Here is a 12881-nt window from a genome sequence, read left to right as displayed (position 1 = left end):
GGTAGCGGGCCTGACTGAGTGAGCACTCACTCATTCAGGGCGGGCGTCGAGGCGGTACGGTCCGGTGCCGTGCGGGTGTACGTGGAGGTGGCCCGGCGGTCCTTCCGCCGGTTCGCCACCTACCGGGGGGCGACGGCCGCGTCGGTGTTCACCAACACGGTGTTCGGGATCTTCCTCTCGGCCGTGGTCGGGGCCGTGGCCCGGGAGCGGGGGGCCGACATCGGCGGGCTCGACGAGGCCGGCCTCGTCACCCAGGTGTGGCTGGCCCAGGGGATGCTCGGCGTGATGGACGTGTTCCTGCGCCACCAGGACCTGGTGGACCGGATCCGCACCGGTGACGTGGTCGTGGACCTCTACCGGCCGGTCGACCTCCAGGCGTGGTGGGGGGCGGTCGACGCCGGGCGGGCGGGCTACGAGGTGCTGGTGCGGTTCGTGCCCCCGGTCGTCGTCGGCCTGGTCTTCTTCGGCGCCCGCCTCCCGGCCGGGCGCGACGTGCCCGCCGTGGCCCTCGCCCTCGTCCTGGCCGTGACCGTGAGCTACGCCCTCCGCTACCTGGCCTACAGCAGCGGGTTCTGGCTGCTCGACGCCAAGGGCGCGGTCCGGGGCCTGATGGTGGTCTGGATCGTGGGGGCGGGGATGACCATCCCGCTGCCCCTCCTGCCCGACGGCCTCGAGACGGTGCTGCGCGCCCTGCCGTTCGCGGCGACGATCCAGCTCGTCTCCGACGTGTGGACCGGCACGGCGCGGCCGTCGCTGCCGGCCTCGCTCGCCGTGCAGGCGGCCTGGGCCGTCGCCCTCCTCGGTGCCGGGCGCGTCGTCCAGGCCCGGGCCACGCGGAAGGTGGTGGTCCAGGGTGGCTGAGGCGGCCGTCGCCCCCGGCCCGCTGCGCCCGTGGCGGGTGTACGCCCGGCTGCTCGGCGCCGAGGTGCGCTCGACGCTCGAGTACCCGGCCTCGTTCGCCATCGGCGTGACGGCCAGCATGCTGCTCACCGCCCTCGACCTGGTGGCCATCGTGGCTGTGTTCTCCAACGTCGACGAGCTGGTCGGGTGGACGGTGGGGGAGGTGCTGCTCCTCCACGGCCTGGCCTGCACCGGCTTCTACCTCGCCGACCTGGTCGTGGGGCAGCTGGACGAGCTGCCCGACCTGGTCCGCACGGGGAGGCTCGACGTGCTGCTCCTGCGTCCCCGGCGGGCGATGCCGCAGATCATCGCCGGCGACGTCGACCTGCGGAGCCTGGGGAAGGTGGCCCAGGGCGTCGCCATCCTCGTCACCGGGCTGGTGATGGCCGACGTGGCCCCGTCGTCGCCGGCGGTCGCGGCCCGCCTGGTCGTCGGCGTGACCGGAGCGGTGGGGATCTACGTGGCCGTGTGGATCGCCACCACGTCGATCAGCTTCTGGCTGATCGACTCGCGGGAGGTGTCCTCGGCCTTCACCTACGGCGGCCGGGAGATGTCGACCTACCCGCTCGGGGTCTACGGGCCCTGGCTGCGCCAGCTGGCCCGCTTCGTCGTGCCCCTCGCCTTCACCGCCTACTACCCGGCCCTCGGGCTGCTCGGCCGCGACGACCCCTTCGGCGGCCTGGGCGCGCTGGCCTGGGTCGGTCCCGCGGTGGGCGCCGTCGCCCTCGTCGTGGCCCTGACCATCTGGCGGGTGGGCATCCGCTCGTACCGGAGCTCCGGCGCATGACCGCGCCGCCGGGCTCGTCCGCCGAGGTGCTGATCGAGCTCCGGGCCGCGGAGAAGGTCTTCACCCAGCGGGTGCGCCGGGGTCGTCTGCGCCGGGCCCGACGCCAGGTGCGCGCCGTCGATGGCATCGACCTGACCGTCCGGCGGGGCGAGATGGTCGGGTACCTCGGGCCCAACGGCGCCGGGAAGTCGACCACGGTCAAGATGCTCACCGGCATCCTCGTGCCCACAGGTGGGTCGGTGCGGGTCGACGGCCTCGACCCCAACCGGCACCGCATCGAGCTGGCCCGCCGGGTAGGTGTGGTGTTCGGCCAGCGGTCGCAGCTCTGGCCCGACCTCCCGCTGGTCGACAGCTTCGAGCTCCTCCGCCACATCTACGCCGTGCCCGAGGCCGACTACCGAGTCCGCCGGGCCGAGCTCGACGAGCTGCTCGACCTGGCAGACCTCCTCGCCACGCCCGTCCGCCAGCTGTCGCTCGGGCAGCGGATGCGGGGCGACCTGGCCGCCGCCCTCCTCCACGGGCCCGAGCTGCTGTACCTCGACGAGCCCACGATCGGGCTCGACGTGGTGGCCAAGGACCGCGTGCGCCGGTTCCTCGCCCACCTCAACACCGACCGGGGGGTGACCGTCCTGCTGACCACCCACGACCTGGTCGACGTGGAGCGGCTGTGCCGCCGGGTCGTGGTGATCGACCACGGTCGCGTGGTCCACGACGGCGACCTGGCCGCCCTGGTCCGGGCCAGCGGGGCGACCCGCACGGTCGTCGTCACCCTGGCCGAGCCGGGTCCGCCTCTCGTCGTGGCCGACACCGTGGTCGAGGAGGTCGACGGGGTGCGCCAGCGCCTCCGGCTGGCGTCGGCGGAGGTCTCGGCCGCGTCGGTGGTCGCCGCGGCCATGGCCCAGGCCGACGTGGTGGACGTCGCCGTCGAGGAGCCGGCGGTGGACGAGGTGGTCGCCGCTGTCTACCGGCGCGGGCTGGCCGACCCGGTCTGAGCGCTGGGGCCTCCCCACCGGCCCCTGGGGGGTGGACGCCATGCCAGCGGGGCCCGTCGGCGCCGAGGGTGACCCGGACCCACCTGCACCGGAGGCACCGTGCCCACCACCACCCTCGTCCCCGACCCGCCCGTCGCGCCGGCCGCACCCGTCGAGCGCGCCCGTCCCGCGCCGCCCGAGCGGGACCTGACGGTCGACCTGCTGCGGGCCCTGGCCATCGTGGCCGTGGCCGTCGGCCACTGGATGGTCGTGGTGCCGAGCTACGACGACGGCCGCTTCGACGGTGTCAACGCCCTGGCGACGGTGCCGTCCCTGCGCCCGCTGACCTGGCTGTTCCAGGTCATGCCCCTCTTCTTCGTCGTCGGCGGCGTGGCCAACGCCGCCTCGTGGTCGGCGGCGAGGGCCCGCGGCGAGCGGTACGCCACCTGGCTGCGCACCCGCCTGGTCCGGCTCACCCGGCCGGTGGCGCTGCTGTTCGGCGTCGGCGCCGGCGGGGCGGCCCTCTCGCGGGCGGTCGGTGTGCCGGCCGACGTGGTCGAGCCCATCGCCTGGCTGGTGGTCGTGCCGGTGTGGTTCCTCGCCGTCTACGTGCTCGTGGTCGCCCTGGCGCCGGCGCTGTGGCGGGCCCACCTCCGCCACGGCTGGTGGGTGGTCGTGGCCCTGGCCGGGGCCGCCGCCCTGGTCGACGCCGCTCGGGTCGGGGGTGCCGGCGACGGGTTCGCCTCGCTCAACTTCGTGCTCGTCTTCGGCGTCTGCCAGCAGGTCGGGTTCGCCTGGTACGACGGCCGCCTGCTGCGCCACCGCCGCCGGGCGGGGGCGGCGCTGCTCGGCGGCGGGCTGGCCTCCCTGGGGCTGCTGACCCACGTCGGGCCGTTCCCGGTCAGCCTGGTCGGGTACCCGGGCCAGGAGCTGGCCAACAACGCCCCGCCGACGACGACCCTCGTCGCCCTCGGCCTGGCCCAGACCGGGCTGGCCCTCCTCGCCCGGCCCCTCCTCCAGCGCGCCCTCGAGCGTCGGCCGGTCCAGGCGTTCGCCCTCGTCCTCAACCGCAACGCCATGTCGATCCTGCTGTGGCACTTCACCGCTCTGGTCGGGGCCGGCGTCGTCCTCCTCCCGCTCGGCGTGGTGCCCGACCCGGCCGAGGGCACCACGGCGTGGTGGGTGACCCGGTGGGCGACGGTGGCGGTGCTGGGTCTGGTCCTGGTGCCGATCGTGGCCCTCGTCGGGCGGGTCGAGCGTCGGCCGGGGACGCGGCCGCCCGCGTCCCCGGCATCGCCGTGGGCCCCGATCGTCGCCGTGCCGCTGCTCGCCGTCGCCTTCGCCCTCATCACCCTGGACGGCCTCAGCGCCGCCGGGCCCCTCGGCCTCCCGCTCGTGGCCCTCGGCCTCTTCGGCGTCGGCACCGCCCTGGCCCACGGCCGCCCGGCCCCGTCGGGACCGGGCGGCGGCGGAGCGTCGGGTCAGCCCTCGATGGCTTCGCCCGCGGCGTCGAGCACCCACCAGACGCCGCCCACGCCCTGACCGTTGGTGTCGCCGGGCCCGCCGTCCTGGGCGTAGTAGTAGAGCGGCCAGCCGTCGTAGGTCGCCTGCTCGGTGCCGTCGGGGTTGGCCACCGTGCCGATCAGGGCCTCGTCGACGCCCTCGCCGGCGGCGACCGGGCCCGTCAGCGCCGGCCAGGTGGCGGCACAGCCCTCGGTGCACGTGCTGGGCTCGCCCTGGGTGTCGTTGGTGAACAGGTAGAGCGTGACGCCCTGGCCGTCCACGACGATCGGGCCCAGGTCGCTCTCGGCGACGGCGACGGTGGGCTCGGCGGCGGGGTCCGACGCCTCGGTCGTCTCGGTGCCGTCGTCGGACGCCGCGCCGTACGGGTCGGCCGCGTCGTCGGCCGAGGCGGTGGTCTCGGTGGCGGATCCACCGTCGCCAGTGGCGGTGGGCTCGTCGTCGTCGCTGCACGCGGCCAACAGGAGGACGACGGCGACGAGGGCGGCGCCGACGATGCGGGATCGGGATGGGGCCATGGGAGCCTCCGGGTTCGTGGGTGGGTCACCCGGTCCTACGGCCGAGCCCCCGGGAGGGATTGCAATCTCGGCGGGGCTCTCGTCCGTAGGAGACGATGTGACCGTGCCCCACCACGCTCGTGCGGCCGACGACGCCCTCGTCGCCGGGATGGTCGTGGAGGACCCCGACGCCGCCACCGCCTTCGTCCGCCGGTTCCAGGCCCAGGTCTACGGTCTGGCCGTGTCGGTGACGCGGGACCGGGCGCTGGCCGAGGACGTGGCCCAGGAGGCGTTCCTCCGCGCTTGGCGGGCGGCGCCGACCTTCGACCGGGCCCGCGGGACGGTGGCGGGCTGGCTGCTCACCATCACCCGGAACCTGGCCATCGACGCCGTCCGGGCCCGGCGGGCGGACCCGACCGACGGCGACGAGCTCGACCGCCTCCTGCACCTCACCCTCGCCGGCGACGCCACCGCCGAGGCGGCCAGCACGGCGGTGGAGGCCGATCGGGCCCTGGCGTCCCTGCGGGCCGGGCCACCCGAGCAGGCCCGGGCGGTGGTGCTGGCCGTGTTGGGGGGCTGCACGGCGGCCGAGGTCGGGGCGCACGAGGGCATCCCGCTGGGCACGGCCAAGACCCGCATCCGCACCGGCCTGCGCCGCATGCGCGCCGCGACCCCGGTGGAGGGACCATGACCGCCGACCACGACCACCCCGGCGACGAGCTGGTCGACCTCGCCCTCGGGCAGGTGACGGGGGAGAGGCGGACGACCCTGGCGCGGCACCTGCTCGTCTGCCCCGCCTGTCGCCACGAGTACGACGACCTGGTCGCCGCGGTCGAGGGCGTGGTCGTGGCCGCGCCCGCCGTCGACCCGCCGATCGGCTTCGACGAGCGGACCCTGGCCGGGATGGGCATCGGCCCCGTCGCCGCCCCCGCATCGGGTCGGTCGCCCCGGTGGCTGCCCCTGGTCGCCGCCGCCCTGGTGGTGGTCGCCCTCGCCGCCGGCGGGGCCTGGTGGGCGTTCGGCGCCGACCCGTCCAGCGGGCCGGAGCGGGTCGCCGCCATCACCACGACCGCCGACGGGCGGGGCGTGGGCACGGCGACGGCCACCGAGGTCGACGGCGAGCCCGTCCTCGTCGTGGGCCTGACCACCGGGCCCGAGGGCGCGACCTACACCTGTCGCATGCGCTTCGCCGACGGCACGACGGTGGACACCGAGCCCTGGAGCGCGGACCCCGGCGCCGGCTGGCTCGTCGCCCTGCCCACCGACCGGGGCGACCTGACCGGCATCGAGCTGGTGGCCCCGGGCACCGGCGAGGTGTGGTCCACCGCCGACCTCGACGAGTAGCGCCCCGGCGCCGATCCCCGGACGGGGACCGCAGCATCCGGCGGGGTGGCGTCCGGAAGTTCGCCCGCGTTGGCACTCGGGTCTTGCGAGTGCCAACGCGTGGCCGTAGGGTTGGCACTCGGCACGATCGAGTGCCAGCCGCCCTGATTCCCCAGGGGACCCCCGCCGCCGGTGGGGACGAAGAAGAAGACGCACGGAGGCGCAATGAACCTTCAGCCGCTCGACGATCGCATCGTCGTCCGCCCCGGTGATGCCGAGGCCACCACCGCCAGCGGGCTGGTCATCCCCGACACCGCCAAGGAGAAGCCCCAGCAGGGCGAGGTCCTCGCCGTCGGCCCCGGCCGCCGGGCCGAGAACACCGGTGAGCTGATCCCGACCGACGTCGCCGTGGGCGACACCGTCGTCTACTCCAAGTACGGCGGCACCGAGATCACCGTCGAGGGCGAGGACCTGCTGATCCTCAACGCCCGCGACGTCCTCGCCAAGGTCGACAAGTAGGAGACCGCATGTCCAAGACCCTGAAGTTCCAAGACGAGGCTCGCCGCGGCCTCGAGGCCGGCGTGAACAAGCTGGCCGACGCGGTGAAGGTCACCCTCGGGCCGCGCGGCCGCAACGTGGTGCTCGAGAAGAAGTTCGGCGCCCCGACCATCACCAACGACGGCGTGTCGATCGCCCGCGAGGTGGAGCTCGAGGACCCGTACGAGAACATGGGCGCCCAGCTGGTGAAGGAGGTCGCCACCAAGACGAACGACGTCGCCGGTGACGGCACCACCACCGCGACCGTCCTGGCCCAGGCCCTGGTGAAGGAGGGCCTCCGCAACGTGGCCGCCGGCGCCAACCCGATGGCCCTCAAGCGGGGCATCGACAAGGCCGTCGAGGCCGCCGTCGAGGCCATCCGCGACCAGGCCCGCGACATCGACGACCGCAGCGAGATCGCCCAGGTCGCCACCATCTCGGCCAACAACGACGCCTCCATCGGCGAGGTCCTCGCCGACGCCATCGACAAGGTGGGCAAGGACGGCGTGGTCACCATCGAGGAGTCGAACACCTTCGGCATGGACCTCGACTTCACCGAGGGCATGCAGTTCGACAAGGGCTACCTGTCCCCGTACTTCGTCACCGACGCCGAGCGCCAGGAAGCCGTCCTCGAGGACGCCTACGTGCTCTTCGTCGAGGGCAAGATCGGCTCGGTCCAGGACCTCCTGCCGGTCCTCGAGAAGGTCATGCAGACCTCGAAGCCGCTCCTGATCATCGCCGAGGACGTCGAGGGCGAGGCCCTGGCCACCCTCGTGGTCAACAAGATCCGCGGCACGTTCAACTCGGTGGCCGTCAAGGCCCCCGGCTTCGGCGAGCGCCGCAAGGCGATGCTGGCCGACATGGCCACCCTCACCGGCGGCCAGGTCATCTCCGAGACCGTCGGGCTCAAGCTCGACAGCGTCACCATCGACCTCCTCGGTCGGGCCCGCAAGGTCGTCGTCACCAAGGACGACACCACGCTGGTCGAGGGCGCCGGCTCCGAGGACGACGTCCAGGGCCGCATCTCCCAGATCAAGCGGGAGATCGAGGAGACCGACTCGGACTGGGACCGCGAGAAGCTCCAGGAGCGCCTGGCGAAGCTGGCCGGCGGCGTGGCCGTCGTGAAGGTCGGCGCCGCCACCGAGGTGGAGCTCAAGGAGAAGAAGCACCGCATCGAGGACGCCCTGTCGGCGACCCGCGCGGCCATCGAGGAGGGCGTGGTGCCCGGTGGTGGCACCGCCCTGCTCCGCAGCCGTCCCCGGGTGTCCGACGTGGCCGAGAAGCTGGAGGGCGACGAGGCCACCGGCGCCAAGAGCGTCTACAAGGCGCTCGAGGCCCCGGCCCGGCTGATCGCCGACAACGCCGGCTTCGAGGGTGCGGTCATCGTCCGCGAGGTCGAGTCCAAGAAGGGCGCCAACGGCTTCAACGCCGCCAGCGGCGAGTTCGAGGACCTCCTCAAGGCCGGTGTGCTCGACCCCGCCAAGGTCACGCGGGCGGCGCTGCAGAACGCGGCGTCGATCGCCGGCCTGCTCCTCACCACCGAGGCCATCGTGGCCGACAAGCCCGAGCCCGAGCCGGCGATGCCCGCCGGTGGTGGCGGCATGGGCGGCATGGGTGGCATGGGCATGATGTGACCCACGCCGGGGCCGATGCCCCGGTGGGTCGCTCAGCACCCAGCACTGATCGGAGCCCGGGCCTCGGCCCGGGCTCCGTCGCGTTCCGGCGACGGCGGTCCGACCGGGCGGCGGCGGCCGTAGGATCGACAGTCGTGGAACGACCCCCTGCTGATCCGGCCAAGCTGCTCTCGGCGTGGACCGAGTGGGAGACGGGCGAGACGCCGCCCGGGCGGGTGATGTCCAACCTCAAGACGGGCGGGATGCGCGACGTGCTCGACCACGTGGGCACCACGGCCGACGTGGCGCCCGAGGGCGTCCAGCCGGCCGAGGCCCTCGACGCCTGGATGGGGTGGGAGACGGGGCAGACCGCACCGGGCCCGGTGATGACGGCGCTCCACGCGGCGGGCGTCCGGGCCCTCCTCGAGCACCTGACCGCGGCGGCGGCCTCGGCCGAGGGATGACCGACCTGGAGCCGGGCGAGGTGGCGCGGTCCGCCCTGCTCGCCGCCGGGGTCCCGGCCCCCACGCAGCCCGCCGACCCCGCCCGGGGCGGCCCGCAGCGCATCCCCCGACCCCCCGGCGCGGCCCCCGGCGCCCCGGCCCCCTGGGCGGACCTGCCCGAGGACGTGCGGCACCCGACCGTCGAGGACGTCCGGCGAGCGTTGGCCGCCATGGGGCCGGCGGAGCTGTCGCCGGTGGAGCGGGAGGGTTTCGGCTCGGTCACGCTGCCGGCCGAGCTCCGCCGCGCCCTGGCGCGCCAGGCCCGGCCCGCGGTCCCCTCGGCGGTGCTCGCCCCGCTCTACGACCGCGACGGCGAGGCCCACGTCGTCCTCACCCGGCGGGGCCGGCACATGCGCGCCCACGCCGGTGAGGTCAGCTTCCCCGGCGGCCGCGCCGACCCGACCGACCCCGACCTGGTGGCCACCGCCCTGCGAGAGGCGCACGAGGAGGTCGGGCTGCCCCCGACCGCCGTCGAGGTGGTCGGCGAGCTCGACCACCTGGCCACCGTCACCAGCGGGGCGTTCATCGTCCCGTGGGTCGGTGTCATCCCCAGCCAGCCCGAGCTGCGACCGACCTCGCCCGAGGTCGACGCCGTCCTCCACGTCCCCCTCTCCGAGCTGATGGCGCCGGGGGTGTTCCGCGAGGAGCGCTGGTCCTTCGGCCCGGGCGTCTCCCGCCCGATCGTCTTCTTCGACCTCGTGGGCGACACCGTCTGGGGCGCCACCGCCGCGATGCTGCGCCAGCTGCTCGGGTTCGTCACCGGCACCGTCGGCCGGGGCGAGCTCGGCCACGACTGAGAGCGTTCGCCCGGGTCGCGTCGTCCTCGGCAGGCACCGCCACGGCCACGGCGCCCGTCCGGGCGGGGTCGGCACTAGGGGCAGGCGCAGGGGGACCGGTCGCAGGACGGGCAGCCCGCGGCGTAGCGCCGGGCCGCCTCGTCGAGGCTGAGACCCAGCTGCTCGGCCAGGCTGGCCAGCCAGGCCAGGACGTCGCCCAGCTCGTGGAGCTGCTGCTCGGGCGTGCCCTTGCGGGTGGCCTGGGCCAGCTCCCCGACCTCCTCGGCCAGCCAGGCGACGGTGGCCGGCCGGCCCCGCTCGGCGTCCCGGGCGCCGTAGGCGGCGGCGATGCGGGCCTGGAAGTCGGCGATGTCCACCGCGCCACCGTAGGGCGGTGGTCTCCCGTACCGTGCGGCATGGACGACAGCTCGGGCCGGCCCTCGGACGCGGTGCCGGTCGCCGCCGGCGAGGTCACCATCACCTACCGGCCCGAGCGCGACGGCGACCCCGACCCGGGGGAGGTGGTGTGGGCGTGGGTCCCCTACGAGGACGACCCGGCCCGGGGCAAGGACCGTCCGGTCGCGGTGATCGGGGTGGCGGGCGAGGACCTGGTGGTCGTGCCGCTCTCGAGCCGCGACCACGACGGCCGGCGCGACGCCGAGGAGTGGATCGAGGTGGGGCGCGGACCGTGGGACGGCCGCGGTCGGGTCAGCTTCGCCAACGTCGACCGGCTGCTCCGCGTCGTGCCCACCGCCATCCGCCGGGAGGGCGCGGCCCTGGACCGGGAGCGCTTCGACCGGGTCGTGGCCGGCGCCCGGGCCCGGCACCCCGACCTGGGCTGACGTCCCGCACCGTCGCCCGGCGTCCTCGTGCGGGTCGGCGTCGGGCCGGCGGGCTCAGAAGCGGCCGGTGGCGGGGAGGAGCGGGACCTCGAGGGCGTCGTAGAGGCCGGCGGGCGCGGCCCGGAGCCACGGGATGGCGTTGACCAGGCGGCCGACGGCGGTGGCGTTGCCGCCGGCGGCCCGGTTGCCGCCCTCGTCGGTGGCCTCGACGGTCACCTCGATGCGGGGACGGCCCTCGACGACCACTCGGTGGGCGCCGTCGGCGCCGGCCGGGGGTCGGGGCCAGTCGGGCGCGGCCGACGGGTGGATCCGGGTGACGTGCTCGATCACGATCCGCACCTCGCCGTCGACGATGCCCTGGACCTCGAACCGGAGCGCCCCCTGGGTCCCTGCCGCGAAGGTGCCCATGACGTTGGTGACGGTCTCGTCGAGGGCCCGTCGCTCGACCTCCTCGCGGACCTCGTCGAGCTCGACGCCCATGCCCCGGGCGATCAGCCGGACCTGTCCGCCCCACACCATCGACGGGACGGTGGGCGCCACCATCGGCGGGACCTCGTCCATGGGCTGGCCCATGCCGACCAGGTGGCGGACCGCGTCGGGCTGGTCGTAGGTCGAGTAGTCGAAGATCTCCTGGGCCCGCACCTGCTCGACCACCGAGCCCAGGCCCGTCATGAGCAGGGGCAGGACGTCGTTGCCCCACCCCGGGTCGATGCCCGAGACGAACAGGGCGCTGCCGCCCTCCTCGGTGGCGGCCACGATCGGGTCGCGCACGGCCGCCGGCGCCGACCGGTGGTCGTAGAGGGCGTAGACCGACGGGGTCACGACGACGGCGCCGGCGGCCAGTGCTCGGGCGATGTCGGCGACGGCGTCGTCGGGCCGCAGGTCGCCGGAGGCGGCGTAGACGAGCGCCCCCGGGCCGGCGGCGAGGGTGGCGTCGCGGTCGTCGGTGAGGGCGACGCCGAGGTCGCGCCCGACGTCGGCCAGGGCGCCGGCGTCCCGCCCGACCTTGGCGGCGCTGCTCGTGATGACCGCCGTCAGCCGCAGCGCCGGGTGGGCGGCCACGGCCCGGATGGCCGCCCGGCCCACGTTCCCGGTGCCCCACACCACGGTGTCGATCCGCTCGTCGGCCATCGACCGACACTAGAACCTGTTCTCGTTCCCGGCTCGCCGGGTCGACCCACGGATGGTGCCAGGCACCATCCGTGTGGCGGCCACGACGCCGGCTGGTGCGGTCACGCTCATCGGAACGACCTCCGTCGCCATCCTCGGTTCTGTTCGCGCCAGGCGACATCGATGTCCGGCAGCGGTGTCAGAACGGCGATGGCCGCCTCGACGGTCGTTCTGTTCGCGCCAGGCGACATAGGTGTCCGGCTGCGGTGTCAGAACGGCGATGGCGGCCAGGCACCATCCGTGGGCCGGCCACGGGTCCGCGGGCGCCTCAGGCGACGGCCTCGCCCTCGGTGGCCGTGGCGAGGGTCGTGGCCTGCTCGGCGGCCTCCTCGGCCATCTCCTCGGGGGTGAAGGCCCGCAGGATGCAGAACTCGTTGCCCTCGGGATCGGCGAGCACCACCCAGGTCGGTTCGCCCTGGCCGATGTCGACGCGGGTCGCCGCCATCGCCACGGCCCGGGCGACCTCGGCGTCGCGGTCGTCGGGCCGCAGGTCGATGTGGAGGCGGTTCTTGACGACCTTGGGGTCGTCGACCTTGAGGAAGAGCAGGTCGGGCGACACCCCGTCCTCGGGCGAGCCCGCGGGCGGCTCGAGCACGACCTCCTCGGGATCCTCGTAGGTGATCCGCCACCCCAGGAGCTCGGCCCACCAGCGGCTCAACCCGGCGGGGTCGGGGGTGTCGATGCAGACGCACTGCCAACGGAGGCTCATGGGCAGTCCCTACCCCCGGTCGGGCGCAGGGAAAGGTCCTGCGGGGCGTGGCGACCGGCGGGCGCGACGAGGGCCGGCGCCCGGGCCGGCCCTCTCACGATCTGGTCGGGGTGGCGGGATTTGAACCCACGACCTCTTCGTCCCGAACGAAGCGCGCTGCCAAGCTGCGCCACACCCCGTGTGTTGAAGAGCGACCCTACCCCCGCGACCGGGTGCGCCTCCAACGCGATCGGACCCAGCGGGCCACGGCGCCGAGGAGCTGGGTCAGGGGGCGACGGCGTCGGCCGCGGGGTCGACCTGGCCGTCGTGCCACTCGCCGCCGGCCAGCAGCGCCCGGGCGGCGCGGCGGAGACGGAACGGGTCGAGCGGCTTGGTGATCCAGCCGTCGGCCTGGGAGCGCTTGGCCAGGAAGACGTCGTGGGGCCGGTCGAGCAGCATCAGCACGGGCACGGGGTCGAGCCGGCCGGCGCCCTCCTCGAGGTGCAGGGCCATGCACGCCGCCATGCCCCCCATGTTCCCGATCTGGAGGTCGAGGACGACCAGGTCCGGTTCGAGGTCGGCGGTCACGTCGACCACCTCGGCGCCGGTGCGGACGCGCAGGACCTCGATGTCGTCGTCGCCCAGGGCGGCGTCGACCTCGTCGGCGATCCAGTCGGCGTCGGTGGCGAGGAGCACGGTGCGGAGGTCGGGCACCGCCGGACCTTAACCCTGCGTGCCGTCGGCCTCCACGTG

General features: G+C 74.9%; 16 protein-coding genes and 1 tRNA gene. 11 read left to right on the top strand and 6 right to left on the bottom strand.

Going from position 1 to position 12881, the window contains the following annotated elements; all coding sequences use genetic code 11:
- The first annotated feature begins 69 nt into the window (after window positions 1-69).
- The 4 genes from HC251_RS21620 (at window position 70) to HC251_RS21605 (ending at window position 4200) form a co-directional block, all read left to right on the top strand.
- Complete coding sequence (locus tag HC251_RS21620) at window positions 70-861, top strand: hypothetical protein (RefSeq protein ID WP_219942666.1); 792 nt, start codon at window positions 70-72, stop codon at window positions 859-861.
- The gene (locus tag HC251_RS21615; protein WP_219942665.1) at window positions 854-1687 is read left to right on the top strand and encodes an ABC transporter permease; all 834 of its coding nucleotides are present in this window, start codon (window positions 854-856) and stop codon (window positions 1685-1687) included. Before HC251_RS21620 ends, HC251_RS21615 begins: the two co-directional genes overlap by 8 nt.
- Window positions 1684-2679: an ATP-binding cassette domain-containing protein gene (locus tag HC251_RS21610; RefSeq protein WP_219942664.1), complete on the top strand. Its 996-nt coding sequence runs from the start codon at window positions 1684-1686 to the stop codon at window positions 2677-2679. Before HC251_RS21615 ends, HC251_RS21610 begins: the two co-directional genes overlap by 4 nt.
- Window positions 2680-2778: 99 nt before the next feature.
- Window positions 2779-4200: an acyltransferase gene (locus HC251_RS21605; protein ID WP_219942663.1), complete on the top strand. Its 1422-nt coding sequence runs from the start codon at window positions 2779-2781 to the stop codon at window positions 4198-4200.
- Here the strand turns inward: HC251_RS21605 and HC251_RS21600 are convergent.
- On the bottom strand, window positions 4140-4697 hold the full coding sequence (locus tag HC251_RS21600; protein WP_219942662.1) for a hypothetical protein: 558 nt from the start codon (window positions 4695-4697) through the stop codon (window positions 4140-4142). The two genes, HC251_RS21605 and HC251_RS21600, sit on opposite strands and share 61 nt — an antisense overlap.
- A 97-nt stretch (window positions 4698-4794) precedes the next feature.
- Between HC251_RS21600 and HC251_RS21595 the strand changes: the two genes are divergently transcribed.
- The 6 genes from HC251_RS21595 to HC251_RS21570 all read left to right on the top strand — a co-directional run bounded on the left by HC251_RS21595 (window position 4795) and on the right by HC251_RS21570 (window position 9449).
- Window positions 4795-5367, top strand: coding sequence for an RNA polymerase sigma factor (locus HC251_RS21595; protein WP_219942661.1), 573 nt, complete (start codon window positions 4795-4797; stop codon window positions 5365-5367).
- Window positions 5364-6020, top strand: a complete 657-nt coding sequence (locus HC251_RS21590) for a hypothetical protein (protein ID WP_219942660.1) — start codon at window positions 5364-5366, stop codon at window positions 6018-6020. Before HC251_RS21595 ends, HC251_RS21590 begins: the two co-directional genes overlap by 4 nt.
- A gap of 204 nt (window positions 6021-6224) precedes the next feature.
- Window positions 6225-6518, top strand: a complete 294-nt coding sequence (gene groES / locus HC251_RS21585; RefSeq protein WP_219942659.1) for a co-chaperone GroES — start codon at window positions 6225-6227, stop codon at window positions 6516-6518.
- Between the two features lie 8 nt (window positions 6519-6526).
- A complete protein-coding gene (gene groL, locus HC251_RS21580) occupies window positions 6527-8170 on the top strand; it encodes a chaperonin GroEL (RefSeq protein ID WP_219942658.1) in 1644 nt (547 codons plus the stop codon).
- Between the two features lie 134 nt (window positions 8171-8304).
- Entirely contained in the window at window positions 8305-8613 is a 309-nt protein-coding gene (locus HC251_RS21575; RefSeq protein WP_219942657.1) for a hypothetical protein, read from the top strand.
- Window positions 8610-9449 (top strand): CoA pyrophosphatase, encoded by an 840-nt coding sequence (locus tag HC251_RS21570; protein WP_219942656.1) that lies wholly within the window; start codon window positions 8610-8612, stop codon window positions 9447-9449. The genes HC251_RS21575 and HC251_RS21570 overlap by 4 nt, the downstream gene beginning before the upstream one ends.
- 74 nt (window positions 9450-9523) lie before the next feature.
- Here the strand turns inward: HC251_RS21570 and HC251_RS21565 are convergent, their stop codons facing one another.
- Window positions 9524-9805 (bottom strand): MazG nucleotide pyrophosphohydrolase domain-containing protein, encoded by a 282-nt coding sequence (locus tag HC251_RS21565; protein WP_219942655.1) that lies wholly within the window; start codon window positions 9803-9805, stop codon window positions 9524-9526.
- 39 nt (window positions 9806-9844) lie between these two features.
- Between HC251_RS21565 and HC251_RS21560 the strand changes: the two genes are divergently transcribed.
- Window positions 9845-10270, top strand: coding sequence for a type II toxin-antitoxin system PemK/MazF family toxin (locus HC251_RS21560; protein WP_219942654.1), 426 nt, complete (start codon window positions 9845-9847; stop codon window positions 10268-10270).
- Between the two features lie 54 nt (window positions 10271-10324).
- On the opposite strand, the gene HC251_RS21555 is transcribed toward HC251_RS21560, so the two are convergent.
- The 4 genes from HC251_RS21555 to HC251_RS21540 form a co-directional block, all read right to left on the bottom strand.
- Complete coding sequence (locus HC251_RS21555) at window positions 10325-11401, bottom strand: hypothetical protein (protein ID WP_219942653.1); 1077 nt, start codon at window positions 11399-11401, stop codon at window positions 10325-10327.
- 307 nt (window positions 11402-11708) lie between these two features.
- Window positions 11709-12149 (bottom strand): VOC family protein, encoded by a 441-nt coding sequence (locus HC251_RS21550; RefSeq protein WP_219942652.1) that lies wholly within the window; start codon window positions 12147-12149, stop codon window positions 11709-11711.
- Between the two features lie 102 nt (window positions 12150-12251).
- Window positions 12252-12328: transfer RNA gene (locus HC251_RS21545), tRNA-Pro, on the bottom strand.
- Between the two features lie 85 nt (window positions 12329-12413).
- Window positions 12414-12842 (bottom strand): response regulator, encoded by a 429-nt coding sequence (locus HC251_RS21540; RefSeq protein ID WP_219942651.1) that lies wholly within the window; start codon window positions 12840-12842, stop codon window positions 12414-12416.
- Window positions 12843-12881: the final 39 nt, after the last annotated feature.

Origin of the sequence: Iamia sp. SCSIO 61187, from assembly GCF_019443745.1 — a bacterium.
Classification (GTDB): Bacteria; Actinomycetota; Acidimicrobiia; order Acidimicrobiales; family Iamiaceae; genus Iamia.
Note: the sequence above shows the minus strand (reverse complement) of the source record. Positions and strands in the feature narration are given on the sequence as shown.

Coding starts and splice junctions, on each gene's coding strand:
- groL (WP_219942658.1), top strand. CDS start 6,527: ATGTCCAAGACCCTGAAGTTCCAAGACGAGGCTCGCCGCGGCCTCGAG.
- HC251_RS21610 (WP_219942664.1), top strand. CDS start 1,684: ATGACCGCGCCGCCGGGCTCGTCCGCCGAGGTGCTGATCGAGCTCCGG.
- HC251_RS21550 (WP_219942652.1), bottom strand. CDS start 12,149: ATGAGCCTCCGTTGGCAGTGCGTCTGCATCGACACCCCCGACCCCGCC.
- HC251_RS21570 (WP_219942656.1), top strand. CDS start 8,610: ATGACCGACCTGGAGCCGGGCGAGGTGGCGCGGTCCGCCCTGCTCGCC.
- groES (WP_219942659.1), top strand. CDS start 6,225: ATGAACCTTCAGCCGCTCGACGATCGCATCGTCGTCCGCCCCGGTGAT.
- HC251_RS21560 (WP_219942654.1), top strand. CDS start 9,845: ATGGACGACAGCTCGGGCCGGCCCTCGGACGCGGTGCCGGTCGCCGCC.
- HC251_RS21555 (WP_219942653.1), bottom strand. CDS start 11,401: ATGGCCGACGAGCGGATCGACACCGTGGTGTGGGGCACCGGGAACGTG.
- HC251_RS21590 (WP_219942660.1), top strand. CDS start 5,364: ATGACCGCCGACCACGACCACCCCGGCGACGAGCTGGTCGACCTCGCC.
- HC251_RS21600 (WP_219942662.1), bottom strand. CDS start 4,697: ATGGCCCCATCCCGATCCCGCATCGTCGGCGCCGCCCTCGTCGCCGTC.